We start from the raw sequence: 22,841 nt of genomic DNA on the forward strand, positions 1-22,841 counted from the left end.
GCAGTCTGACCTTGAGGGTTTGACGCAGATGCTTGAAGGGATCCGGCATGAACGAGAGCGCCGCGACGGTGCGATTGGCCGGCAAGGATGACGTCGCTGCCTTCAGGCACATACGGCTGGAGGCGCTTCGGCTGGAGCCGGCAGCCTTCGCCAGCCGGGTCGAGGACTGGGAGGTGCTGCCGGACGAAGAGTGGCTCCGGCGGCTAATGAGCGGCACTGTCTTCATCGCATTTCGCGATGGTGAACCGGTCGGCCTGATGGGACTGCTGCGCGAGCAATCGGCTAAAACGCGCCATCGCGCCACGATCGTCATGGTCTACGCGCGGACGGGCGAGCGCGGTACCGGGACGGCCAAGGCTTTGCTGGACGCGTTGGCGAGGCATGCGCAGGATGCCGGTATCCTGCAACTGGAACTGACGGTCAGTGTCGAGAACCCGGCAGCGCAACGCTTCTATGCACGCGAAGGCTTTATCGAAATCGGCCGCCTGCCTGCCGGATTGATCCATGAGGGCCGTGAGATCGATGAACTTATGATGGCCAAACGCATCGGCTGATGATGATGTGCTGCCTCTGCTGACCGCTCTACGGAGCGCTTTCGCCCGAACCATGCTTCAGCCAATCCAGCACGTAAAGCCGTAGCGCCGAGGACAGGTTGGCCTCGCGCGGGCGCTGTTCATCGATCTCGGCCACGAGTGCCGCGAGGGTGAGCCCGCGGTTTTCGGCGATTGCGGCAAGCTCGTCGGAGAAGGGCTTCTCCAGTGAGTAGGACGTGCGGTGGCCACGTATGGTGACGGAGCGTTTTTCGACCAGACTCACGCGCGCTCAGTTCTTGTCTGGCGCCGGGAAGTCGGTGGTCGTCTCGCGGCGATGCCCGTCAATGAGACGCTCGGCGTTTTCCGCCTGCAATCTGTCTCGCTGCTTTTCACTCTTGCTGCGGCCGTGCAAGGCACGGTTCTGTTCTGCAACAGCGGCGCGCTGTTCGCGCACCTTGCCCTTCCTGAACTGGCGGAGATTGACGATCTCGGCCATGGCGATCGGACTACTTCTTGCGGAAAGCGTCGAGCGAGACGACTTCGGCGCCCTTGCCGGAGGCAGGCTCGTCGGCTGCTGGCTTCTCGGGCTCGGCAGCAGCTTTCTTCTTCGATTCGGATTTCTTTTCGGGAGCAAGTGCGACCGGCTCAACCGACGGCTTTTCTTCGACCTCTTCGGCCGTCTCGGTCCGGACATCGAATTCGAGTTCGAAATTTACCGACGGATCGTAGAAGCCGCGCACGGCAGAGAACGGGATTTCCAGCTTTTCCGGAATGTCGGAGAAGGACAGGCCAACTTCGAAGCCGGCTTCGGTTACCTTCAGATCCCAGTACTGGAACTGGATGACGATGGTCATCTGCTCGGGATACCGTTCGCGCAGGCGCGATGAAATGCGCACGCCCGGCGCGCCGGTCAGGAAGGTGATGAAGAAGTGGTGGTTGCCCGGAAGGCCGGTGCGTGCGACCTCGGCCAGCACCTTGCGCATGACGCCGCGCAAAGCCTCCTGGGCCAGGATGTCGTAGCGAATGTGGTCGTCGGCCATATGCCTGGGCGGTTCCGTTGAATCGTCCGCATAGCTGTAATCAAGCTTGGCGGGCTCGTAAACCGCATATAGACGGCACCGGCACGGTGGCCAACACCAAAGCCGTCTTTGGCTGACGCTTTCGCGACGTCGTGTCGTCAGGCCAGCGCGGCCTCGCGCTGGCGTGAAGCCGCCTGGCGAGCGCCATAGGCGCGCAGGAACGCTCTTACGCCATGCGTAGCCGACTGCAGAACTTCTTCCTGGCTTGGTTGAATGCCCATCATGAATTCGATCTGCAACTCGGCATTGATCAGACCGACGAAATGACGGGCGGTCACGTCCGGATCGTCGATAGCGAGATGACCAGCGAAAGCGAGACGCGCAAAACGCGCGGCAAGCGCAGGCAAGGTTGTACCAGGACCATTCTCGCGCCACTCGGCAAACAGTTCAGGGTAACGCTCGCCTTCGGTCTGGATCAGCTTACGCAGGAATTTGCCGTCGCGGCTGCAGATGCAATTGCGGTTCATGCGCACGGCATAGCCGATCAGATCCGCCTCGAGATCCTTGGGCTGATCGGGGAAGGTGGCCAGGGTGGCGAAAATGCCGGCATTGCAGCGCTCGGTGAGTTCGTGCACCACCGCGACGAACAACTTCTCCTTGTCCCCGTGGTGATTGTAGACGGTCTGGCGCGAGACTCCCGCTTCCGCAGCAATCAGGTCGATGTTGGCGCCAGCGAAACCTTCGCGGCAGAAAACCGACATGGCAGCATCCACGATCGCAACCCTTTTGGCTTCGTGGCCGCGCGGCGGGAAATTGTCAGCAGCAATCGTCTGGCTCATAAAAATCTATATAGCCGTGATTGACAATTTAGACAAGGGTGTCTAATTTTCTGGACTATAAGGTTTGGAGATGCCGCATTTTCCATGTCGGCATCTCAGGGGATGGAACGTCCTTGGGTTCGGCGCCGCATCGCTGCCGCAACCGGATTTGAAAGAGCTAAAACATGAACGCGCATTTTCTCCGCACCGCGGTGCTGCTCGGCCTTATGTCCGCCGTCGGTGCCTTTGCCGTCGACATGTATCTGCCGGCGCTGCCTTCGATTGGTGCCGATCTCAATGCCGGCACATCGGCCGTGCAGATGAGTTTTTTGATCTTCTTCCTGTCCATGGGTTTCGGCCAGATCGTGGTTGGCCCATTGTCGGACATGTTCGGCCGCAAGCCGCCGCTTTATGTCGGGCTTGCGTTGTTCATCATCGGCGGAGTCGGCTCGGCGATGGCGCCAAACATCGAATGGCTGATCGCGTTCCGCTTCCTGCAAGGACTGGGCGCCAGCGCTGGCATGGCAATTCCACGTGCTGTCGTGCGCGACATGCACACCGGCAACGAGGCGGCCAAGCTGATGTCGCTGCTGATGCTGGTGTTTTCGGTGTCGCCCATCCTGGCGCCGCTTTCCGGCAGCCTGATCATCGAGACCCTTGGCTGGCGCGCGGTGTTCTGGGTTCTGACCGGCGCTGCCGTGATCGCCATCGTGCTTCTCGCCACGGCGCAGAAGGAAACGCGTCCGGTCGAGGACCGGGTCGGTTCCTCCTTTGGCTCGGCGCTGAAAGGCTACTGGTTCCTGCTCAATGACCGCAATTTCCTCGGGCTGACGGCAATCGGCGGCTTCGGGATCGCCTCTTTCTTCGTCTACCTGGCGAGTTCGTCCTTCATCCTGATCGACCACTATGGCCTTTCGCCTTCGCTCTACAGCGTGTTCTTCTCGATCAATGCCGTTGCCTTCATCGGCATGTCGCAGATGACAGGGCTGCTGGCCGATCGTTTCGGACTGAAGCGTGTCGTGAAGGTGGCTGTCGTCGGCTATGCCACCGCGATGGTGGTGCTGCTTGCGGTGATGGCCTCCGGTGTCGATCGCCTTGACGTGATGGCAAGCCTGCTCTTCGTCGGGTACGGGTTCCTTGGCCTCGTCATACCGACCACCTCGGTGCTGGCCATGGAAGAGCATGGTACCATTGCGGGTACGGCCTCGGCGCTGATGGGCACTCTGCATTTCGCCATCGGCGCAGTGGCAATGGGAATTGCAGGGTTGTTCTTCGACGGAACGCCGTTGCCAATGGTGGCGGGCATCACGCTGGCCGCCGTCATTGCCTTTGCGCTGACGCAGGTCACGCTCGGCCGCAACCGCCAGCCCGTCGAAGCGCCGGCGGAATAAGAGTCTCTCCCAAGGCTGCCGAAAGGCCGGGCTTTTTGCCCGGCCTTTCTTGCATCTATGTTGGCTGGATCAGGGGGTGATTTAGCTTGATCGGGTAAGAATCTGAATTCAATAAGAAAATAAGCGATTTCAGGAGCTGGCAGGAAGCGGGACGCCGCCCGTGCAACGCGGATGGACAGTTCTCAGGCGGTTCTCTATCGTCGCCATATATTCGATAGAGCTAATGTACTGGTGGCGGGGCGCCTCGAGGAAGTTGCTCCATGAACGAGACGACACCCGCCGCCTACATTCTCGGCCATTCGGCATCGGAAATCCGCCGCCTCGTGCTGCAGGCCGAGATCCTCAAGCCGATCACTGCACGTCTGCTGCGTGAAGCCGGAATCGTGCCAGGCATGCGGGTTCTCGATGTGGGTTGCGGCGCCGGCGACGTCGCGATGCTAGCATGCGAGATGGTCGGGCCTGCCGGCCTGGTGGTCGGTATAGATCGGAGCGCCGATGCCATTGCGGTGGCGCAGCAGCGGGCAGCAGGGTACCCGCAAGCTGTTTTCGAGGCCGAAGCGGTCGAGGATTTTGTCGACGAGGCCGGTTTCGACCTGGTCATCGGCCGCTATGTCCTTGTCCATCAGACGGATCCGGTGGCGCTTGTCCGCCGCGTGACCGAACTTGTCCGCCCTGGTGGTATCGTCGCATTCCACGAAGTCAGCCACCGGCATCCGTTCGCGTCGTTGCCTGCCGTGCCTTTGTGGGAACAGGTCGGCGATTGGCTGTTCACACTGTTCCATATGGCGGCGCCGCACCATGATGCCGCCGACAAGCTCTTCGGCATCTACACGGAGGCCGGCTTGCCTGCCCCCTCTCTCTTCAGTGAGACGCCGGTGGCGGGCGGACCGGATGCACCACACCACGCCTGGATAGCGGAAACCATTCGATCCCTTTTGCCCAAGCTGGTTCAGTTAGGCCTCGCCACCGAGGCGACTGTCGATATCGACACGCTGGAGGCGAGGCTGCGGGAAGCGACGGTGGCGGTACAGGGTCAGATCATTGCGCATGCGCAGGTCTGTGCCTGGGCGCGCCGCGCAGGCTAGCCCCAGCTCCTTGCGGGAACCTTTTTGCTATCGCGCTATCCTCTTGTTTACCCGTGTCTTGTAGATATCGACCGGCATTTGACGCGGGTCACAGGCGCGGGCGAATATCTTGAAATTCATTCCTTCGGCACTGCTGCTCCTGTTTGCAGCCAGCTTCTTCAGCGTATGGCTGCTCGACCGCCGTCGTCGGCATCTCTTGCTTTTTTCGCTGGCGTTTCTCGCGGTCAGCGCCGGCACGGTGGTGCAGTTCGCGCTGTGGCCGTCGGACATCGGCCTGAACAACCTGGCCTGCGCGGTCCTATACACCGCTGGCCCGCTGCTCCTGGCGGAAGGTGTGCTCGTGCGCTCGGGCGATCGCATGCCCGTTGGCGAACATGCCGCCTGGATGGTGTCGACCGTTGGCCTGCTCGGCTATTTCTACTATGTCGAAGACAACCTGCAGATACGCGCCTGCCTGCTCAATCTCTGCATGGCGGGCATCGTGCTGAGCGCGGCCTGGAAGCTGCGGCGTCTGGTGCGCGGCAGCACCATCGACAAGGCGCTGTTGTGGATGCTGTCGGGGCTTTCGCTGACTTTCGTGTTGCGCACGCTGCTCACCGGTGGATCGGTGCCCATCAATGATGTCGCCGCCTTCTTCGACTCGCCGTTCTGGTTGTGGGCACAGTTCGCCATGTCGGTGTTGGGTGTGGCAATGGGACTTGGCCTGCTGGTGGTGGTATGCGCCGATGTGGTGCTGGGCCTGAAGGCCGAGCGGGACAGTGATCTTTTGACCAGCCTGCTCAACCGTCGCGGCCTTGAAGCGCGGGCTGTACAGGTTCTGTCCGGCGCAGCCAACGGCGTCGTCAGTGTGGTTGCCTGCGATATCGACCGCTTCAAATCGATCAATGATCGCTTCGGTCACGCCGCCGGCGACATTGTCCTTTCAGCCGTTGCCGGAATGATCAGGCGTTGCGTGAGGGCGCAGGATCTGGTTGCGCGCATCGGCGGCGAGGAGTTCGTCATCCTGCTCAGAAACTGCGCGGTCGACGACGCTTACGTGCTGACCGAACAATTGAGGCATGAGATAGCGGGAAGTGAACTGGCAAACTTGCCAGCTGGCTTCAAGGTGACCTGCAGCTTCGGCATTGTTGAATGCCAGCAGGGCGAGCCGCTCTGGGATGCGATCGCTCGCGCCGACAAGATGCTCTATGCCGCCAAGCACGCGGGGCGTGATCGGACGGTCACCGACAGACAGGAACTGTCGGCCGCAGCCTAGTGGCGGTGGCGTCGGATAACGCAATCAGCTTTCCCTCGGATCGGATGCATAGAGCCTCACCAGGCGCTCGACTGCTCGGACTGCAATGGTTTCGGCGTCTTCCGCGGGCTCGTAGGCATTGTGCAGCGCCAGGATCTGGCGATCGCCGATCAGCAGGCCGTAGAGCGTCCGGTAGGCGTCGAGGAGATCGGGGGTGCGGATGACGCCTTTTCGGTCGAGTGCTTCGATCGCCGCCATGATTTTCGGCGCGGAGCGTTCCTTGCCGGCAGTTATCAGTATCCTGGACAGATCGCCGCTGGCGTCGCTGAGCGCTGCCCGGTTGATGGCAAGCGATGCCTGCGAGGTCAGCAGTTTCAGCAATTGGGTGGAGATCAGCTTTAGCCGATCGAGCGGCGAGGCTTCGACATCGCTTTCCTGCAGGGTAGTGTTCAGCTGCGAAGCCTGTCGTTCGACGAGGGCGGCCAGGATGGCGTCACGGTTTTCGAACAGCACGTAAAGCGTGTCCTTCGAACATCTGGCGACGCGGGCGAGGGCCGTGGTGGTGACCGCCTCAAGTCCTCCCGTGGCGAGGAGTTCCAGCGCGGCATCCAGGATGTCGTCGCGTCGATTGGCGGACATTTTTGCAGGCAAATTGCAGGTCTCCGTAGCTTGCATGTTTGAGTACCATACGGTACTGAATGCTGCAAGTACTGATTGGTACTCAAACTGAACGGGGAAATCATGAGCACGATGCGGGAAAATCGAACGCTTACGGCTGTGGCGCTGGGACTGTCAGGCGTCGCGTTGCTGCTTGCCGGCGCAATTGCCGGGTTTTTCTATGCCTATACGAGTTCCGTCATGCGCGGCCTGGATGCGGTGGCGCCGGCGCATGCCGTGGTCGCCATGCAGGGCATCAATGCGACGGTTCGCAATGCGGTGTTTGCCCCGGCCTTTTTCGGCACACCGATTGCCGCCACGCTGGCCGCGGTCGCGCTGCTCGGGGCAGGTTGGCGAGCGGCGGCGCTTGCCATGCTGGCTGCCGCCGCAAGTTATCTGTTTGGCGCCTTCCTGCCGACCTTCGCCGTCAACGTGCCGATGAATGAAGCGCTGGCGATCGCGGCCGTGCCGGACGATGCGGCCGAGGCCGCGAAGCTCTGGCGTGCCTATTCTGTCGATTGGACCTGGTGGAACACCTTGCGCACAGGTTTCAGCCTGCTGTGTCTGGCGCTGGTCGGGCTCGCCCTTTTCCTAGCGGGTCGTTCTGCGAATCGAGCTCTTCGATGATGAACGCAAGGCGCTCTTCGACCGATGTCCGTGGTAATGTGATGAGTTCGTAACCATAGCGCGGATAGGTGTCGACCAGAGCTTCGAAGGTGCGCTCAGCCTCATCGAGGTCCTGGCTGCGTTCGGCATCCTGCGTAAAGATCTCGGGCCATGGCGGTGCGATGAAAACACGGCGGTTGTAGCGGAAATGTCCGGCCGCCTTTTCCATATGTGCCGGTACCGGCAGGCCGCTCAGGCTGAGATAGGCGAGCGTGTCCGGTACGCCGCGGTCGAAGAACACCGGCCCCGACAGGCGGGCTGCGGTGTGGTGGGAGCGTAGTTCCCAGGCCAGCATCAGTTCGGCGAACAGGGTCCTGTCGTTCCAGGGCAACGCTGATCCTCCGACCGTCATCTGGTCCTGGATGATGCTGCGGCCTGCCTCAGGCGCCGTGGCGTAGCCTTTTGCCGCCAGCGCCTCGATGAGCGTGGTCTTGCCTGAGCCCGGGCCGCCTGTCAGCACGAAGAATTGGTCGGTATGGTTCTGCAAGGCTGTCTCCATGGATGCCTTCGGCGAGCCCGGTCGGGCCGTCGTCCAGGTTTTGGGATTTGGGAAGGGCGCGTCGCGTGGATCCGGGAGACCGGCTGGGCGAGGCGAATGGATGTCGGGGGAGAAGTGGAGGCTTCTGTTGCCAGGTGCCTCCGGACCCCGCCTAGAGGTGCGAACCGCTAGGGCTTGATTTGAAGCGTTCGCGCCGCATTAAGCAGCGAGACGAGCTTCCGCATAGTTGTCGTTGGCAACTATAAGTTTAGCCCGATAACGGTGGTACAATGCCGGGTACAGCAATCTGTCTTTCAACGCCCGTCGAACCCATTTCACCCCCATCATAAGCCGTCGCGCGGGGACGGATTATGGTGGAGGTGGCGGTATCGAAACCGCGTCCGGATCGCCTATTGCACAGTCGGTTTAGCACCATAGTCCTGTTGCCAGGACACCTCCAATATACGGACCGGCCCGCTGGGTTTCAATAGCAAGAGGAACGAAAACAGAGCCTTGCACAGAAGATCAGCGAAGGCTTTGAACTGACGGATGATCGATCGTGAGATACGTACATCAGAATCTGCTTTACGTACCTCAAAACTCCATGCTAGGTCGACGCCGGGAGTGAGGAATGCGTCCAACGGTTCATGATGTGGCCGGGGAGGCGGGTGTCAGTCTGGCAACCGTCGACCGCGTGCTGAACAGGCGTTCAGGCGTGCGCGCCGAGACGGTGGCGCGCGTCAATGCAGCCATTCTCAGGCTTGGCTATGTACGCGATATCTCAGCCGCCAACCTTGCCAAGCAACGCGTCTACAACCTGCTTTTCATCGTTCCCGAGGGATCGAACAGTTTCATGCTCGGGCTGGAACAGGAGCTCAGCCAGGCCAAGCTCTATTCGGTTCTCGACCGCACCCATCTCGATATTCGCAAGGTGAAGACGTTCGATGCCGACGCGCTGGCGGCCGCGCTGGACAGAATCGACACGGCACAGGTGTCGGGTGTCGCCCTGGTCGCGACCGAATCCGAACGTGTGCGTCGAGCCCTGGCGCGGTTAAGAGAGGCTGGCATTCCGGTAGTCACTCTCGTTTCCGATGTCTCCGATGTCTATCGGGACCACTATGTAGGCATCGACAACATTGCCGCCGGTCGAACCGCGGCAAGCCTTGTCGGTCGTTTCTGTGGTCGCCGGTCCGGCAAGGTGGCATTGGTCGCCGGCTCGATGCTGGTGAAAGACCATGCCGAGCGTCGCGCCGCCTTCCAACAGGCGATCGGTGAAGCATTTCCGGGGCTTGAATGCCTGCCGGTGCTTGAGGGGCGGGACGATGCCGCAGTGACGCGGACATTGCTGGCCGAACTTCTTGACCGCGAGCACGATGTCGTTGGCCTCTACAGCATTGGCGCCGGCAACCGCGGCGTCATCGACGTGCTGACGTCGAGAACAGAGTATCGCGGGATCACGGTGGTTGCGCATGAACTCACCGGTCACTCGAAGCAGGCGCTGCGCGACGGCATCTTCGACGCGGTCATCAATCAGGACGCCGGTCATGAAGTGCGCAGCGCGATCCGGCTGTTGAAGGCCCGGATCGACGATACGCCCGTCATCGCCAACCAGGAAGCCATCCGGATCGAAATCTACATCCGGGACAATCTGCCATGAGTCCGAGATGAACGAAGCTGTCCTCCCACGGTTTCGCGAGACGAATGGGCATACGACCTACAAGGAGTTTCAAGAGTGAGCACAGGATTTTTCGGCGATATCGGCAAGGTGAAGTACGAAGGTCCGGATTCGACCAATCCGCTCGGCTATCGTTTCTACAACAAGGATGAGGTCGTTCTGGGCAAGCGCATGGAGGAACACCTGCGCTTCGCCGTCGCCTATTGGCACTCTTTCGCCTGGCCGGGCGGCGATCCTTTCGGCGGCCAGACCTTCGAGCGCCCCTGGTTCGGCGACACCATGGAGGCGGCCAGGCTGAAAGCCGATGTGGCCTTTGAGATGTTCTCCACTCTCGGCGTGCCTTACTATTGCTTCCATGATGCCGATGTGCGGCCGGAAGGCGGGAATTTCGCCGAGAGCGCAGCGCGACTAGACGCGGTGGCGGATATCTTTGCGGCAAAGCAGCAGGAGACCGGAGTCAAGCTGCTCTGGGGCACGGCCAATCTGTTCTCGCACCGCCGCTATATGGCTGGCGCCGCCACCAATCCGGATCCGGATGTGTTCTACTACGCCGCCGCCACGGTGAAGAAATGCATCGACGTCACCAAGCGGCTCGGTGGCGAGAATTATGTGCTTTGGGGTGGCCGAGAGGGCTATGAAACGCTGCTCAACACGGACATGAAGCGCGAGCGCGAACAGGCTGGCCGCTTCCTGTCGATGGTCGTCGATTACAGCCATCGCATTGGCTTCAAAGGCACTATTCTGATCGAGCCGAAGCCGCAGGAGCCGACCAAGCACCAGTACGACTACGACGTCGCCACAGTCTACGGCTTCCTCAAGGACTTCGGCCTGGAGAAGGAGGTCAAGCTCAACATAGAGCAGGGCCACGCCATTCTGGCCGGTCATTCCTTTGAGCATGAGCTGGCGCTCGCCGACGCGCTCGGCATCTTCGGCTCCATCGACATGAACCGCAACGACTACCAGTCGGGCTGGGACACGGACCAGTTCCCCAACAATGTGCCCGAGATGGCGCTTGCCTATTATCAGGTGCTGAAGGCCGGCGGTTTCACCACGGGCGGCACCAACTTCGACGCCAAGCTGAGGCGCCAGTCGCTCGATCCACAGGATCTGCTGATCGCTCACATCGGAGGCATTGACTGCTGCGCGCGTGGCCTGAAGGCCGCAGCGCGCATGATCGAGGACAAGGCGTTGTCCGATCCGCTCGAACAGCGTTACGCCGGCTGGGCAAGCGCCGATGCAAAAAAGGTGCTCTCCGGCGGAACAACGCTCGAGGATCTCGCTGCCAGGGTCGTCGCCGACGGCATCGAACCGGAGCCGCGCTCGGGGCGGCAGGAATATCTGGAAAATATCGTCAACCGCTATGTGTAAGTGCAGCCCACACGCGGTTGCCTGAATTGGAGGAGATCGATGAAGACCATCAAGGGACCGGCCATTTTCCTGGCGCAGTTCGCCGGGGATGCCGCGCCGTTCAATTCGTTCGACGCCATCTGCAAATGGGCGGCTTCCCTCGGATACAAGGGGGTACAGATCCCGACCTGGGATGCGCGCCTGTTCGACCTGAAGAAAGCGTCGGATTCAAGGGGATATGCCGATGAAGTGAAGGGCGTGGCTGCCAGCCATGGGCTGGAGATCACGGAACTCTCCACGCATCTGCAGGGCCAGCTCGTGGCCGTCCATCCGGCCTACGATGCTGCCTTCGACGGTTTCGCCGCGCCGGAAGTCCGCGGCAATCCTGGTGCGCGAACGGAATGGGCAGTCGATCAGGTCAAGCGGGCGATCCGGGCTTCGAAACATCTTGGCCTGAAAGCACACGCAACATTCTCGGGCGCGCTTGCCTGGCCCTATGTCTATCCATGGCCGCAGCGTCCAGCCGGCCTGGTCGAAGCTGCCTTCGATGAGCTGGCGAAGCGCTGGAGACCGCTGCTCGACTATGCTGACGAGCATGGCGTCGACCTCTGTTACGAGATCCATCCGGGCGAAGACCTGCATGATGGCGTCAGCTACGAGATGTTCCTCGAGCGGGTGAACAACCATGCCCGCGCCAACCTGCTCTACGATCCGTCGCATTTCGTGCTGCAGCAGCTCGACTATCTCGACTACATCGACCTCTATCACGAGCGCATCAAGGCCTTCCATGTGAAGGATGCCGAGTTCAACCCAACCGGTCGCCAAGGCGTCTATGGCGGCTTCCAGAGCTGGGTCGACCGGGCCGGGCGCTTCCGCTCGCTGGGTGACGGCCAGGTCGATTTCGGCGGCATCTTCTCCAAGCTTACCGCCTATGATTTTGATTCCTGGGCGGTGCTGGAATGGGAATGCGCGCTGAAGCACCCCGAAGATGGTGCGCGCGAAGGCGCTGAATTCATCAAGCATCACATCATCCGCGTCACCGAGCATGCGTTCGACGACTTTGCCGGGGCCGGCACTGACGATGCCGCTAACCGCAAGATGCTCGGACTGGACAGGAGCTGATCATGGCAATCGAAGGCAGCAAACAGGAGACGCAGAGCGGTCGCATCCGGCTCGGCATGGTCGGTGGTGGGCAGGGCGCTTTCATCGGCGCTGTCCATCGCATCGCCGCCCGCATCGATGATCAGTTCGATCTCGTCGCCGGCGCGCTCTCTTCTGATCCGGCACGCGCGAAGGCCTCGGCGCTCGATCTGGGCATCGCGGCGGACCGTGCCTACGGTTCATTCGCGGAGATGGCCAAGGCGGAAGCTGCCCGGCCGGACGGCATCGAAGCAGTCTCGATCGTTACGCCGAACCATATGCATGCACCGGCCGCGAAAGCGTTCCTGGAGGCGGGCATCCACGTGATCTGCGACAAGCCGATCACCACCACCGTCGCCGAGGCGCAGGGACTGGTCGATCTGGTCAATAAGACCGGCAAGGTCTTCGTGCTGACCCACAATTACACCGGCTATCCGATGATCAGGCAGGCGCGTGCCATGGTCGCCGCCGGCGAACTGGGTGACATCCGGCTGGTGCAGGTGGAATACCCGCAGGACTGGCTGACCGAGCGTGCGGAACTCGCAGGTTCCAAGCAGGCGGAGTGGCGCACCGATCCCAAACGCTCCGGTGCCGGCGGCGCGATCGGCGACATCGGCACCCATGCCTATAATCTCGCTGCCTTCGTCACCGGCCTGGAGACGGAAGAGCTGCTGGCGCAGCTGACGGCTTTCGTGCCTGGCCGGCTGCTCGACGACGATGTCCAGATCCTGCTCCGCTACAAGGGCGGCGCGCGTGGCATGCTCTGGGCAAGCCAGGTCGCCGTCGGCCACGAGAACGGGCTGAAACTGCGCGTCTACGGCACCAAGGGCGGCTTCGAATGGGTTCAGGCCGATCCGAACTATCTCTGGTTCACCCGGTTCGGCCAGCCAAAACAGCTTTTCACCCGTGGCGGCAATGGCGCATGGGCAGAGGCGGTGCGGGTGACGCGCGTTCCGGGCGGGCATCCCGAAGGCTATCTTGAGGGCTTCGCAACGATCTATGCCGAAGCTGCACACGCCATCCGCGCGGCTCGCGCAGGCGGCAAACCAGACGCCGATGTGATCTATCCGACCGTCGAGGATGGCCTGAAAGGCATGCAGTTCATCGAGGCTGCCGTCGCTTCGTCGAAAGGCGGCAATGTGTGGACGAAGGTGGGATGAGCCCGGCATCTTCACTGGCACCAGCCGATGGCACAGCTCCGCTGCTCACCGTTGCAGGACTCTCGAAGTCTTTTGGTCCGGTGCAGGTGCTGAAGGGAATCGATCTCACCGTCGAGGTCGGTCAGGTGCATGCGATTATCGGCGAGAACGGTGCCGGCAAATCGACCTTGATGAAGATCCTGTCCGGCCATCTGCAACCAACGGAAGGCGAGATCAGGATCGACGGTCAGCCGGTGGTGTTCTCCGGGCCGGTCGATGCCGAGCACCGCGGCATCGTTCTCGTCCACCAGGAAATCCTGCTGGCGCCAGACCTGACTGTCGCTCAGAACGTTTATCTCGGACGTGAGATCGCCAAAGGCCTCGTGCTCGACGACAAGGCCATGAACGACGGCGCGCGAAAAGCAATCCGCGAACTCGGTGGCGATATCGACCCGACCATGACGGTGGGGCGCCTGTCGATTGCACAGCGTCAACTGGTGCAGATCGCACGCTCGCTGCTGGTGCCGCACCGTCTCGTCATCTTCGACGAGCCGACTGCGTCTCTGACACCGGTGGAGACGGAGGCGCTGCTCAAGGTCATTGCCGATATCCGCGCCAAGGGCACGGCCGTCCTCTACATCTCGCACCGTCTGCCGGAGGTGAAGCAAATCGCCAACAAGGTGACCGTGCTGCGCGATGGTCGGCTGGTCACGACGCGCGATGCGGCTGAAGTCGAACCCGTCGACATGGCCAGGCTGATGGTCGGGCGCGACGTGGCCAAGCTTTATCCGGATCGGGCGACCGTGGCGGCGCGTGAGGTCGTACTCGAGGTCGAGGATATGTCCGTGCCGGGCTATGCCGGGCACGCTTCCTTCCAATTGCGTAAAGGCGAGATATTGGGATTTGCCGGTCTCGTCGGTGCCGGGCGCACGGAGCTGATGGAGGGTATGGTTGGCTTGCGGCCGGCGCACGGAATGGTTCGCCTTGCCGGAAGGCCGGTCAGTTTTGCCAATGTGCATGACAGCCTGAAGGCCGGCATTGCCTACCTTTCCGAAGACCGCAAGGGCAAGGGCCTGTTGCTCGCCAAGGATCTCAGGGTCAATCTCACTCTGGCTTCACTCGGGCGTTTCGTGCGTTGGGGGCAGGTGGACCGTGCATGGGAGCGTGAGGCGCTCGACAAGGCAATTTCCGAATTCGACATCCGGACCGGCAGCAAGGATCTGCTCGCCGGGCAACTGTCCGGCGGCAACCAGCAGAAGCTGCTGCTTGCCAAGATGATGCTGCTGGACCCGTCAATCGTCATCATCGACGAGCCGACGCGCGGCATCGACATCGGCACCAAGCAGCAGATCTACAAATTCATTGCCGGGCTGGCGGCGGAAGGCCGGTCCATCATCGTGGTTTCATCCGAGATGCCGGAGCTGATCGGCCTGTGCGACCGCATTCTGGTGATGCGGACCGGCCATATCGTCGGCGAGGTGGCCGGCGATCACATGAACGAAAACGAGATCGTCGTGCTGGCAACCGGCGTGCAAACGGGAGAGGCCGCCTGATGCGCGGCATGCTTTGGGCGGGAGAAGAATGACCGAAACGGCAGCAGCAACGGCAAAAGCGAAACGGTCCTGAAGGACGTGGACCTGCGGGCAGTGGCACCCTTCGTGGCATTGGCACTTCTGCTCGTGCTTGGCGCCTTCGCCAATCCGAATTTCATCAGCGTCGACAATCTGCTCAATGTGCTGACACGCAGCGCCTTCATCGCGATCATCGCAGTGGGAGCGACCTTCGTCATCTCGGCGGGCGGGCTGGACCTGTCGGTCGGTTCGATGGTGGCCTTCGTGGCGAGCCTTACCATCCTGTTCATGAACAGTGGTGCGGTCAGCGATCCGATGATGACGATCGTGGCAGCGGCGTTGCTTGCGCTTGCGATTGGCGCGGCCTGCGGACTGGCCAATGGCCTGATCACCACGGTCGGGCGAATCGAGCCGTTCATCGCAACGCTGGGCACGATGGGCATTTATCGCGGGCTGACCACATGGCTGTCGCAAGGCGGGGCCATCACGCTCCGCAATCCTGAAGTGCAGTCGCTTTATCGGCCGGTCTATTTCGGCGAGATTTTCGGCGTGCCGTTCCCGATCTATGTGATCGTCATCACCGCAGCCGTCGGCGCTTTCGTACTCTATCGCACGCGTTATGGTCGCCATGTTGTCGCGGTCGGCTCCAACGAGGACGTGGCGCATTACTCCGGCATCCCGGTGAGCCGCGTGCGCACGCTCACCTATGTGATCCAGGGGCTGTGCGTGGCTGTGGCCTGCCTGATCTACATTCCCCGCCTTGGTTCTACGTCCGCGACCACCGGCCTGATGTGGGAACTGCAGGCGATCACCGCGGTGGTGGTTGGCGGCACGGCGTTGCGCGGCGGGGTAGGGCGCATCTGGGGCACGATCTGCGGCGCCTTCATCCTGGAGATCGTCGGCAACATCATGCTGCTTTCGAACTTTGTCAGCGAATACCTGCTCGGGGCCATCCAGGGCGCGATTATCATCATCGCCATGCTCGTCCAACGCTCACTGGTGAGGAAAACCTGAAACGGGGCCGGGTCCTCGGGTCGCCCGGCCACTGACCGACCAGACCTGCAAGCATAGGGAGGAAACAATGCAAAAACGACTAATCGGAGTGGCAGCGGTCGCCATGGTGGCGCTGATGAGCGTTGCCCAGGCGCAGGACAAGAAGACGATCGGCGTCTCGATCCCGGCGGCCGACCATGGCTGGACTGCCGGCGTGGTGTTTCATGCCGAACGTGTCGCCAAGAAGCTGATGGAAGAGCATCCGGGGCTGAACGTCATCGTCAAGACTTCGCCAGACGCCGCCAGCCAGGCGAACGCCGTGCAGGATCTGGAGACACAGGGCATCGATGCGCTGGTGATCCTGCCGTCCGACCCGGATCCGCTGGTCAACGCCATCAAGGAAGTGAAAGACAAGGGCAAGTTCGTGGCGCTTGTCGACCGCGCTCCATCGAGCAACGACAACTCCGTACGCGACCTCTATGTCGCCGGCAACAATCCGGCACTTGGTGAAGTGGCCGGCAAATACATTGCCGAAAAGACGCCGGAGGCAGAAGTCGTCATCATCCGCGGCCTGCCGATCCCGATCGACCAGCAGCGCCAGGACGGTTTCGACAAGGGTATCGCCGGCTCGAAGGTCAAGGTTCTGGACCGCCAGTTCGGCAACTGGAACCGCGACGACGCCTTCAAGGTCATGCAGGACTACCTGACCAAATATCCGAAGATCGATGTGGTCTGGTGCCAGGACGACGACATGGCGGTCGGCGTGCTGCAGGCCATCGAGCAGGCAAAGCGCACCGATATCCAGTACGTCGTTGCCGGCGCCGGCTCGAAGGACATGATCAAGAAAGTCATGGATGGCGACAAGATGATCCCGGTCGATGTGCTCTATCCGCCGGCCATGGTCGGCACCGCGATGGAACTGACCGCGGCAGCGTTGATCGATCAGGTGCCGGTCAGCGGCAACTACATCCTCGATGCGACGCTGATCACCCCGGAGAATGCCAAGAACTTCTATTTCCCGGATTCGCCATTTTGAGCGAAAGCAGTCGCTCATAGCGAGGCGGGGGCAGGAGGCGGTCCAGCTAATTTAGCTGGGCCGTCTTTGTGTCCTTAAATCAGCTTTCGTAACGTAAAAAGGCAAGCATTCCAGCGTGATGCTATGTCAAACCCTGTCTGCAAGGCTTGACTTGCGACAAACTGCAACCGAAGGTTTGCCCCGGTGTGGAGAATCCGGTTTTGGCCGGTCGTTGTCTCACCGGACAGACGTGGCTCCGATGAGGGGAATTCCTGATGAGCGATTATCTTGCAGACGTGAAGAAGTATGACGCCGGTGCCAGTGCCGATGTCGTCGACAAGATCGTGAAGCACCTGGGCATCGCGCTCAGGAACCGCGACTCCTCGCTGGTGTCCTGCACCGATCCGGAAGAATTGAAGCGCGTGCGTGACAGCTGGGTCGGCAAGAAGCTCGGCATTGCCGATGCCGCCAAGGCTGACGCTGCGATCGAGAAGACCTGCAAGGCGATGAGCGCGGACAACACCAAGAACCGGGTGACCTTCTACTATCTGGTCGCCAAGGACCTCGGCAAGCTCGGCTCGCTCTGAGCTTTACAGCTTCCTCATTGTTTGACGATACCTCCGGCGCGCTCCCGCGCCGGAATGCTGTGGTTTGGTCTGCCTGGGCAATAGCCTGGCAAGCATTGGCCGGGTATGATCGCGGCCAACGCCAAAACAGCGAATCAGGGCGATAGCGATGCGCCAATATCTCGACCTGCTCAACCATGTCCTGGAGAACGGCACCGACCGGGGTGACCGCACGGGTACGGGAACACGCTCGGTGTTCGGCTACCAGATGCGCTACGATCTGGGGCAGGGCTTCCCGGTGCTGACCACCAAGAAGCTGCACCTCAAGTCGATCATCCACGAGTTGCTGTGGTTCCTGGCCGGCGACACCAACATCAAATATCTCAATGACAATGGCGTCTCCATCTGGGACGAATGGGCCGACGCCAACGGCGATCTCGGTCCGGTTTATGGAAAGCAGTGGCGTTCCTGGCCCGATGCACAAGGCGGTACGATCGACCAGATCGAGAACCTGCTACGCGAAATCCGCTGCAATCCCTATTCGCGTCGGCTCATCGTTTCGGCATGGAACCCCGCTGAAGTGGAACAGATGGCGCTGCCACCCTGCCATTGCCTGTTCCAGTTCTATGTTTCTGACGGGCGACTGTCCTGCCAGCTCTACCAGCGCTCGGCCGACATCTTCCTCGGTGTGCCGTTCAACATCGCTTCCTATGCGTTGCTGACCATGATGGTGGCCCAGGTGACAGGGCTGAAGCCCGGTGACTTCGTGCATACGCTTGGCGATGCGCACATCTATTCGAACCATTTCGAGCAGGCGCGCGAACAGCTTCGCCGCCAGCCGAAGGCGTTGCCGACGATGTGGATCAATCCGGAGGTGAGGGACCTCTTCGCCTTCCGCTTCGAGGATTTCCGTCTGGAAAACTACGTCGCCGATGCGACGATCAAGGCACCGATCGCCGTGTGATGCCGGTGGACTGAGCGCAGCTTTCCGCCGCAGCTTGTGAGCTGGGTTGCGGGCAGGCAAGGCACCGCAGCGCCAAACAGGCCAAGGCCGTTTCAACGGATGTTCCGTCGGGTGCATGTCGGAGCCAGACGATGTTGGCGCCACCACTCCGATTGACGAAATGAAGGTCACGCCCTCCGACGTCGTAGCACCGTCCGCCATCCGTCCCGCATCCGCTATTTGAAGCTGGCGATGGGGAGAAACTTCACGGATGAACCGGTAAAACGGCGATGGTCGGACGGCTCCCTGTCGGGACGAAAACCGTCGATATAGACCTGCACCGCCGCTGTGCGGATGAACGCGGCGGCCGCACGAGGCGGCGCGGCTGAACCAATTGCGCCGGTGATCGTGAGGTCATTCTCAGTGGGCTTGTAGCTCGCCTGCATGGCGACCGCCGGAGGCTCGGACCGCAAACGGTCGGCTTTTTGACTGGTCTTGATACGGTCCTTCATCTCGGTCGGAGGGATCGCGTCGACTTTGCTCGCTGGAAGGGCAGGGCCTTCGTCGGGATGCCTGACGGTCAGCAAGGCAGCAATGGCGTCTTCAGATCTGACCGTGTCCGGCCGTGCTGCTGCACTCTGCAAGTTCTCCGGTCGCCAACTGGGCACGGGAATGTTCAGGGCGACCCTCTCAGCTGTTAAGCTCCCGGCGGAGGGTAACGCGGTCCGGGCTGCGGCCGCGTCAGAGATTGCGAAGGGTATGGTTTCGGGGCGCGGGCTGTTCAGCGTCGGATCGCGACGCTCGGCAAATACCGGCAACGGCACAGATTGCAACGCCAGCGCCGCGACGGTGGTTTCAGGCGTTTCCGGCTTTCGTTCAGCCGGTGCTTCCTCGACCGGAACAGCCGGTACGGTCTGGATATTCGCACGCTGAGCGTCCTTGGCGGCCACAATGGCGATACTCTGCCGGACTTGTGTTGCGTCAGCGGGTCTGGCGGGATTACGCGGCGTCGGCACGGCGCTGGCAACAGTCTCGGCCTCGCTTTGGCCGCGTCCACCCAGCAGCGACGCCAGCAGGCCACGCGGCTTGCGTTGACTGTCGCCGACGCTGGCCAACTCCACCTTCGGTGCGCCGGCTTCACGACGGGATTTATGGGCGACAAGCGCCTGGTCATAGCCGGGTAGCGGCTTGCCGTCTCTCGGCAGATGCAGCGTCTTGCCGTCGGGGAATATCCTGGCGAGTTCCTGGCGGCTGATGCCTGGCCAGTGACGGATATTGCCGACATCTATGTGAAGGAAAGGCGAGCCGGAGGTTGGATAGAAACCGACCCCGCCGCCCTGCATCCTGAGGCTTATGTCACGCAATTTCTTCAGCGGCACGTCTGGGAGGAAGAAGTCCATTGCCCGGCCAACCATGTGCTGGCTTTCACGGGCGACGCCCTTCGAACGACTGCGTAGCATCGCGTTCGTCGCGGGCGAGCGGTAGCCGCTGACGACATTGATATAGGCTGTCGAGCCGCTGGTGCGATAGACCTGCCAGACAAGGTCGAGCAGGCGCGGATCCATCCTCGTCGGCTCGTTGCGGCGCCAGTCGCGCAGCATGATGTTGATTTTCTTCAACCCCGCCTGGTCGTAACGCCCGTTACGCTTGTAGACGATCTCTGCCGTCTCACCGGTATGCAGGTGGCGGAGTTTCAGGCTGCGTGTTTCCGCCAACGCGCTGGCGGCGCTTATGCACAGCAATGCCGCCACCAGGGACGACAACCCTATCCAGGCAAGGAAGGAACACCGGACGTTTTTCTGGAAATCGATCACATTCATGCCTTGCACTTGCTGTCCGTTTCGGGCGGCCGGCGGCTTCTTCAGGATTTGCCGTCAATGGTCCGGTATCGTGGCAAAGCACGACATTTCTTTCGGGACAGACGGCGGGTCGTTTGGCTCAGTCGTTACCGAGATGTGTATCATCTTGGTTAAGAAATCCTGATCAGGCCGTGCACGAATCCTGCTTTTGCCACCGGCTCTTTATTGCCTCGGAGGCGTTTCACCGGTCCCAGGGAAAGGCTGTCGGCGTTCTGGTTAAAACCCAACCGGGCTATCCGGGCAGGCGTGGAACCGCCGAGGCGACAGTGTTCGTGCTCCTGATGGTATCATGTATCTATCGAAGCAAAAGATGCGTCCCTGGGAGGCAGCGCCATTCATGAGTACAACTCAACGATCACTGTTCCTGCTGGTAGCGGGAGCCTTCGCGGTCGGCGGCCTGTTGGCCTGGTGGATCAACTGGAAACTTGCCGTCATCGTCGCTGCCAATTGTTTCTTTGCTGTCTACCTGATCCAGGCTCTGAGAAATCTGGATCGGCTGAGCGGAGACCATCTGAAGAAGGTTGTCGCACGCAGCGAGGCTCCCGAGTGGGTGCTGTTTCTCATAACGATGGGGATCGTCGCCACGTCGCTCGTTTCGCTTTTCATGATCATCAATGCCGAGATCAGGCCGTCATCCCCCTGGTTGATATTGGCGCTGCTTTCCGTACCGCTGGGTTGGGCGACGACGCACGCGATGGCAGCGTCTCGCTACGCGCATCTCTACTGGCGCCGCGACAGTGACGGCAGATCCGGTCAAGGGCTCGAATTCGCCGGCGAAACAAACCCAGATGCTCTGGATTTTGCCTACTTTGCTTTTGTTATCGGCATGGCTGCACAGACATCCGACGTTACCATTTCCAGTCGACCCATCCGGCGATTTGCCCTGGTGCACTCGATTTTCGCGTATTTCTTCAATGCTGTCCTGGTCGCGGCGGCGGTCAATGTCGTGGTTTCGGCAAATTAGGAGGAGGATGCCGGGCCTCTTCGCTGCTGACGGCCTAGTGCCACTTCAACCCACTTCGAAATCGCCCGGCTGCGGCGGAGCGATCGGGCTGAACAGTGCGCGGTCCGGCTTGAGGTCGAGCAGGGGGGTTCCATCGAGGCAATCCAAACCCCGTACCAGGACGGTCGAAGCTTCGACGCTGATCAATGTGACGATCGAGGTGCCAATCGGGTTCGGCCTGACCGGCGAGCGCAGGGCAAACGTGTCGCGCGCGGAACCATCATTGGCCGGGCTTTGACGGACCAGATCGCGCCGCGACAGATGCAGCCAGTAGAGCACTTCGAGGCGTTCGAACTGTTCAATGCCGGCTAGCGCCTCCCGCCACAGCGGAAAAATCTCGATGCGGCAGATCGGGCCGTCGGCACGACCCTGGCGCGGCGCCATCAGCCGCGAGGCCCATGGTGTGCGGATCGTGCCAATGAAGACAAGGCCGGCGTCCGTCGGCGCGGGGGCGTCGACGGCGATCTCGCCTTGGCGGATTTCGTTCTCGCGCACCAAGTCAGTCGATGCCGACCATGACGTCGGATGCCTTGATGACGGCATAGGCATCCTTGCCGACGGCAAGCCCGAGGTCGGCTACGGCTTCGTTGGTGATGGACGAGGTGACCACTGCGCCGCCGATGTCGATGCGCACATGCGAGGTGGTCGCGCCCTTGGTGATCTCGACGATCTTGCCCTTCAACGTGTTTCGCGCACTGATTTTCATGGGAGACTCCTGTTGATTTTCGTCCGATGCGCGTCGTTGCGCGGACGGTCACCGTAGCCCGCCATGGTCGGCCGTTACAACGTGTTTTCAGTGAAACTCTTTTCCTGAAAAATACGCAGAAGCCTTCCCTTTGTTATGTTCATATGGATATATCGACCCAAGCCATTGGCTGGACGGGTTTGCAAAATCAGGGAGAGCTTCGATGACGAAACATAATGGTTTGGTGCTGATGGCGCTGGCTGCCGGGGCGATGACGCTGGCAGCGCCCGCTGCGCGCGCGGACGAGCAAGTTGTCGTGTTTGCTGCCGCCAGCCTCAAGAATGCGCTCGATGAGGTCAACAAGGCCTGCGAAAAGGATGTCGGCGAGACTGCCAAGATTTCCTACGCCGCAAGCTCCGCGCTGGCCAAGCAGATCGAGGAAGGAGCGCCGGCGGATGTGTTCATCTCGGCCGACCTCGACTGGATGAAATATCTCTCCGACAAGAAGCTGACCAAGTCCGACACCGAGGTGAAGCTGCTCGGCAACCAGATCGTGCTGGTGGCGCCCAAGGACTCCAAAGCCGAGGTCAAGATCGAGAAAGGGTTTGACCTCGCCAAGGTGATTGGCGACGGCAAGCTTGCCATGGGCGACTTCAAGGCGGTGCCGGCCGGCAAGTACGGCAAGGCGGCACTGGAATCGCTCGGCGCGTGGTCTTCGGTCGAAGGCAAGGTGGCGCAGGCGGAGAATGTCCGCGCCGCGCTCAAGCTGGTGGCCACCGGCGAAGCGGCCGCCGGTATCGTCTATCAGACCGACGCCAATGCCGAAAAGGGCGTCAAGGTCATCGGTGTTTTCCCGGAAGAGACGCATCCTCCCATCGTCTATCCGGTCGCCCAGACGGCGGAATCCAAGGACAAGGATGCGCCGGCATTCCTCAAGTGCCTGCGGTCTGCTAAGGCAGGCGAGCTTTTCAAGGCGCAGGGTTTCACGCTGCTCGCGCCCACCCAGTAAGGTACTGTAAGAGCG

At 61.2% G+C, this 22,841-nt stretch carries 25 protein-coding genes and 1 other RNA gene; 16 read left to right on the forward strand and 10 right to left on the reverse strand.

Annotation, left to right across the window (positions count from 1 at the left end; translation table 11 throughout):
* Window positions 1–47 precede the first annotated feature (47 nt).
* Window positions 48–554, forward strand: a complete 507-nt coding sequence (locus ACFJIU_RS06060) for a GNAT family N-acetyltransferase (RefSeq protein ID WP_379068727.1) — start codon at window positions 48–50, stop codon at window positions 552–554.
* Between the two features lie 28 nt (window positions 555–582).
* Here ACFJIU_RS06060 and ACFJIU_RS06065 read toward each other — a convergent pair whose 3' ends face one another.
* The 4 genes from ACFJIU_RS06065 to ACFJIU_RS06080 all read right to left on the reverse strand — a co-directional run bounded on the left by ACFJIU_RS06065 (window position 583) and on the right by ACFJIU_RS06080 (window position 2,391).
* The gene (locus ACFJIU_RS06065) at window positions 583–816 is read right to left on the reverse strand and encodes a ribbon-helix-helix domain-containing protein (protein WP_379068729.1); all 234 of its coding nucleotides are present in this window, start codon (window positions 814–816) and stop codon (window positions 583–585) included.
* Between the two features lie 6 nt (window positions 817–822).
* Window positions 823–1,029, reverse strand: a complete 207-nt coding sequence (locus tag ACFJIU_RS06070) for a DUF4169 family protein (protein ID WP_379068731.1) — start codon at window positions 1,027–1,029, stop codon at window positions 823–825.
* A 10-nt stretch (window positions 1,030–1,039) separates the two neighbouring features.
* The gene (locus ACFJIU_RS06075) at window positions 1,040–1,573 is read right to left on the reverse strand and encodes an SspB family protein (RefSeq protein WP_379068734.1); all 534 of its coding nucleotides are present in this window, start codon (window positions 1,571–1,573) and stop codon (window positions 1,040–1,042) included.
* Between the two features lie 137 nt (window positions 1,574–1,710).
* Window positions 1,711–2,391: a TetR/AcrR family transcriptional regulator gene (locus ACFJIU_RS06080; protein WP_379068736.1), complete on the reverse strand. Its 681-nt coding sequence runs from the start codon at window positions 2,389–2,391 to the stop codon at window positions 1,711–1,713.
* A 164-nt stretch (window positions 2,392–2,555) separates the two neighbouring features.
* Here ACFJIU_RS06080 and ACFJIU_RS06085 point away from each other — a divergent pair, with 164 nt between their 5' ends.
* The 3 genes from ACFJIU_RS06085 (at window position 2,556) to ACFJIU_RS06095 (ending at window position 6,101) form a co-directional block, all read left to right on the forward strand.
* Window positions 2,556–3,761 carry a multidrug effflux MFS transporter gene (locus tag ACFJIU_RS06085; RefSeq protein WP_379068739.1) on the forward strand — a complete coding sequence of 402 codons (1,206 nt, stop codon included), beginning with the start codon at window positions 2,556–2,558 and terminating at the stop codon, window positions 3,759–3,761.
* Between the two features lie 260 nt (window positions 3,762–4,021).
* Entirely contained in the window at window positions 4,022–4,846 is an 825-nt protein-coding gene (locus tag ACFJIU_RS06090; RefSeq protein ID WP_379068742.1) for a class I SAM-dependent methyltransferase, read from the forward strand.
* Window positions 4,847–4,955: 109 nt separating this feature from the next.
* Window positions 4,956–6,101 carry a GGDEF domain-containing protein gene (locus ACFJIU_RS06095; RefSeq protein ID WP_379068745.1) on the forward strand — a complete coding sequence of 382 codons (1,146 nt, stop codon included), beginning with the start codon at window positions 4,956–4,958 and terminating at the stop codon, window positions 6,099–6,101.
* A gap of 24 nt (window positions 6,102–6,125) precedes the next feature.
* Here the strand turns inward: ACFJIU_RS06095 and ACFJIU_RS06100 are convergent, their stop codons facing one another.
* The gene (locus ACFJIU_RS06100; protein ID WP_379068748.1) at window positions 6,126–6,731 is read right to left on the reverse strand and encodes a TetR/AcrR family transcriptional regulator; all 606 of its coding nucleotides are present in this window, start codon (window positions 6,729–6,731) and stop codon (window positions 6,126–6,128) included.
* A gap of 90 nt (window positions 6,732–6,821) precedes the next feature.
* Between ACFJIU_RS06100 and ACFJIU_RS06105 the strand changes: the two genes are divergently transcribed.
* Window positions 6,822–7,364 carry a DUF1772 domain-containing protein gene (locus ACFJIU_RS06105; RefSeq protein WP_379068750.1) on the forward strand — a complete coding sequence of 181 codons (543 nt, stop codon included), beginning with the start codon at window positions 6,822–6,824 and terminating at the stop codon, window positions 7,362–7,364.
* On the opposite strand, the gene ACFJIU_RS06110 is transcribed toward ACFJIU_RS06105, so the two are convergent.
* Both ACFJIU_RS06110 and ssrA read right to left on the reverse strand, forming a co-directional pair.
* Window positions 7,288–7,890, reverse strand: a complete 603-nt coding sequence (locus ACFJIU_RS06110) for an AAA family ATPase (protein WP_379068753.1) — start codon at window positions 7,888–7,890, stop codon at window positions 7,288–7,290. The two genes, ACFJIU_RS06105 and ACFJIU_RS06110, sit on opposite strands and share 77 nt — an antisense overlap.
* Before the next feature lie 125 nt (window positions 7,891–8,015).
* Window positions 8,016–8,373, reverse strand: a transfer-messenger RNA (tmRNA) gene (gene ssrA / locus ACFJIU_RS06115).
* A 139-nt stretch (window positions 8,374–8,512) separates the two neighbouring features.
* Between ssrA and ACFJIU_RS06120 the strand changes: the two genes are divergently transcribed.
* From ACFJIU_RS06120 to ACFJIU_RS06160, 9 genes are all read left to right on the forward strand, one after another.
* A complete protein-coding gene (locus ACFJIU_RS06120) occupies window positions 8,513–9,538 on the forward strand; it encodes a LacI family DNA-binding transcriptional regulator (RefSeq protein WP_379068756.1) in 1,026 nt (341 codons plus the stop codon).
* 75 nt (window positions 9,539–9,613) lie between these two features.
* A complete protein-coding gene (xylA, locus tag ACFJIU_RS06125) occupies window positions 9,614–10,924 on the forward strand; it encodes a xylose isomerase (RefSeq protein WP_379068759.1) in 1,311 nt (436 codons plus the stop codon).
* Window positions 10,925–10,963: 39 nt separating this feature from the next.
* On the forward strand, window positions 10,964–12,025 hold the full coding sequence (locus ACFJIU_RS06130) for a sugar phosphate isomerase/epimerase family protein (RefSeq protein WP_379068762.1): 1,062 nt from the start codon (window positions 10,964–10,966) through the stop codon (window positions 12,023–12,025).
* 2 nt (window positions 12,026–12,027) lie between these two features.
* Window positions 12,028–13,203: a Gfo/Idh/MocA family protein gene (locus tag ACFJIU_RS06135; RefSeq protein WP_379068765.1), complete on the forward strand. Its 1,176-nt coding sequence runs from the start codon at window positions 12,028–12,030 to the stop codon at window positions 13,201–13,203.
* Complete coding sequence (locus ACFJIU_RS06140) at window positions 13,200–14,735, forward strand: sugar ABC transporter ATP-binding protein (RefSeq protein ID WP_379068768.1); 1,536 nt, start codon at window positions 13,200–13,202, stop codon at window positions 14,733–14,735. The genes ACFJIU_RS06135 and ACFJIU_RS06140 overlap by 4 nt, the downstream gene beginning before the upstream one ends.
* A gap of 69 nt (window positions 14,736–14,804) precedes the next feature.
* The gene (locus tag ACFJIU_RS06145) at window positions 14,805–15,767 is read left to right on the forward strand and encodes an ABC transporter permease (protein ID WP_379072976.1); all 963 of its coding nucleotides are present in this window, start codon (window positions 14,805–14,807) and stop codon (window positions 15,765–15,767) included.
* A gap of 67 nt (window positions 15,768–15,834) precedes the next feature.
* Window positions 15,835–16,782 carry a substrate-binding domain-containing protein gene (locus tag ACFJIU_RS06150; protein WP_379068770.1) on the forward strand — a complete coding sequence of 316 codons (948 nt, stop codon included), beginning with the start codon at window positions 15,835–15,837 and terminating at the stop codon, window positions 16,780–16,782.
* 254 nt (window positions 16,783–17,036) lie between these two features.
* Entirely contained in the window at window positions 17,037–17,348 is a 312-nt protein-coding gene (locus tag ACFJIU_RS06155; protein ID WP_144378177.1) for a DUF2853 family protein, read from the forward strand.
* A gap of 148 nt (window positions 17,349–17,496) precedes the next feature.
* Complete coding sequence (locus ACFJIU_RS06160; protein ID WP_379068773.1) at window positions 17,497–18,291, forward strand: thymidylate synthase; 795 nt, start codon at window positions 17,497–17,499, stop codon at window positions 18,289–18,291.
* Window positions 18,292–18,506: 215 nt separating this feature from the next.
* On the opposite strand, the gene ACFJIU_RS06165 is transcribed toward ACFJIU_RS06160, so the two are convergent.
* Window positions 18,507–20,090: a DUF882 domain-containing protein gene (locus tag ACFJIU_RS06165; RefSeq protein ID WP_379068776.1), complete on the reverse strand. Its 1,584-nt coding sequence runs from the start codon at window positions 20,088–20,090 to the stop codon at window positions 18,507–18,509.
* Window positions 20,091–20,466: 376 nt separating this feature from the next.
* On the opposite strand from ACFJIU_RS06165, the gene ACFJIU_RS06170 reads away from it, so the two are divergent.
* Window positions 20,467–21,093 (forward strand): DUF1345 domain-containing protein, encoded by a 627-nt coding sequence (locus tag ACFJIU_RS06170; RefSeq protein WP_379068779.1) that lies wholly within the window; start codon window positions 20,467–20,469, stop codon window positions 21,091–21,093.
* 45 nt (window positions 21,094–21,138) lie between these two features.
* On the opposite strand, the gene tsaA is transcribed toward ACFJIU_RS06170, so the two are convergent.
* Together tsaA and ACFJIU_RS06180 are read right to left on the reverse strand one after the other, a co-directional pair.
* Window positions 21,139–21,630, reverse strand: coding sequence for a tRNA (N6-threonylcarbamoyladenosine(37)-N6)-methyltransferase TrmO (tsaA, locus tag ACFJIU_RS06175; RefSeq protein WP_379068782.1), 492 nt, complete (start codon window positions 21,628–21,630; stop codon window positions 21,139–21,141).
* Window position 21,631: 1 nt separating this feature from the next.
* The gene (locus tag ACFJIU_RS06180; protein ID WP_101935060.1) at window positions 21,632–21,838 is read right to left on the reverse strand and encodes a molybdopterin-binding protein; all 207 of its coding nucleotides are present in this window, start codon (window positions 21,836–21,838) and stop codon (window positions 21,632–21,634) included.
* Window positions 21,839–22,040: 202 nt separating this feature from the next.
* Here ACFJIU_RS06180 and modA point away from each other — a divergent pair, with 202 nt between their 5' ends.
* A complete protein-coding gene (gene modA, locus ACFJIU_RS06185) occupies window positions 22,041–22,826 on the forward strand; it encodes a molybdate ABC transporter substrate-binding protein (protein WP_379068786.1) in 786 nt (261 codons plus the stop codon).
* Window positions 22,827–22,841: the final 15 nt, after the last annotated feature.

This window comes from Mesorhizobium sp. UC74_2, from assembly GCF_042701485.1.
Classification (GTDB): domain Bacteria; phylum Pseudomonadota; class Alphaproteobacteria; order Rhizobiales; family Rhizobiaceae; genus Mesorhizobium.

Excerpts from the sequence above, each read along its gene's own strand:
- ACFJIU_RS06135 (WP_379068765.1), top strand. The coding sequence starts at position 12,028 with ATGGCAATCGAAGGCAGCAAACAGGAGACGCAGAGCGGTCGCATCCGG.
- ACFJIU_RS06150 (WP_379068770.1), top strand. The coding sequence starts at position 15,835 with ATGCAAAAACGACTAATCGGAGTGGCAGCGGTCGCCATGGTGGCGCTG.
- ACFJIU_RS06130 (WP_379068762.1), top strand. The coding sequence starts at position 10,964 with ATGAAGACCATCAAGGGACCGGCCATTTTCCTGGCGCAGTTCGCCGGG.
- ACFJIU_RS06180 (WP_101935060.1), bottom strand. The coding sequence starts at position 21,838 with ATGAAAATCAGTGCGCGAAACACGTTGAAGGGCAAGATCGTCGAGATC.
- ACFJIU_RS06170 (WP_379068779.1), top strand. The coding sequence starts at position 20,467 with ATGAGTACAACTCAACGATCACTGTTCCTGCTGGTAGCGGGAGCCTTC.
- ACFJIU_RS06085 (WP_379068739.1), top strand. The coding sequence starts at position 2,556 with ATGAACGCGCATTTTCTCCGCACCGCGGTGCTGCTCGGCCTTATGTCC.
- ACFJIU_RS06155 (WP_144378177.1), top strand. The coding sequence starts at position 17,037 with ATGAGCGATTATCTTGCAGACGTGAAGAAGTATGACGCCGGTGCCAGT.
- ACFJIU_RS06120 (WP_379068756.1), top strand. The coding sequence starts at position 8,513 with ATGCGTCCAACGGTTCATGATGTGGCCGGGGAGGCGGGTGTCAGTCTG.
- ACFJIU_RS06090 (WP_379068742.1), top strand. The coding sequence starts at position 4,022 with ATGAACGAGACGACACCCGCCGCCTACATTCTCGGCCATTCGGCATCG.
- ACFJIU_RS06165 (WP_379068776.1), bottom strand. The coding sequence starts at position 20,090 with ATGAATGTGATCGATTTCCAGAAAAACGTCCGGTGTTCCTTCCTTGCC.
- ACFJIU_RS06140 (WP_379068768.1), top strand. The coding sequence starts at position 13,200 with ATGAGCCCGGCATCTTCACTGGCACCAGCCGATGGCACAGCTCCGCTG.
- ACFJIU_RS06070 (WP_379068731.1), bottom strand. The coding sequence starts at position 1,029 with ATGGCCGAGATCGTCAATCTCCGCCAGTTCAGGAAGGGCAAGGTGCGC.
- ACFJIU_RS06160 (WP_379068773.1), top strand. The coding sequence starts at position 17,497 with ATGCGCCAATATCTCGACCTGCTCAACCATGTCCTGGAGAACGGCACC.
- ACFJIU_RS06060 (WP_379068727.1), top strand. The coding sequence starts at position 48 with ATGAACGAGAGCGCCGCGACGGTGCGATTGGCCGGCAAGGATGACGTC.
- modA (WP_379068786.1), top strand. The coding sequence starts at position 22,041 with ATGACGAAACATAATGGTTTGGTGCTGATGGCGCTGGCTGCCGGGGCG.
- ACFJIU_RS06105 (WP_379068750.1), top strand. The coding sequence starts at position 6,822 with ATGAGCACGATGCGGGAAAATCGAACGCTTACGGCTGTGGCGCTGGGA.
- ACFJIU_RS06080 (WP_379068736.1), bottom strand. The coding sequence starts at position 2,391 with ATGAGCCAGACGATTGCTGCTGACAATTTCCCGCCGCGCGGCCACGAA.
- ACFJIU_RS06075 (WP_379068734.1), bottom strand. The coding sequence starts at position 1,573 with ATGGCCGACGACCACATTCGCTACGACATCCTGGCCCAGGAGGCTTTG.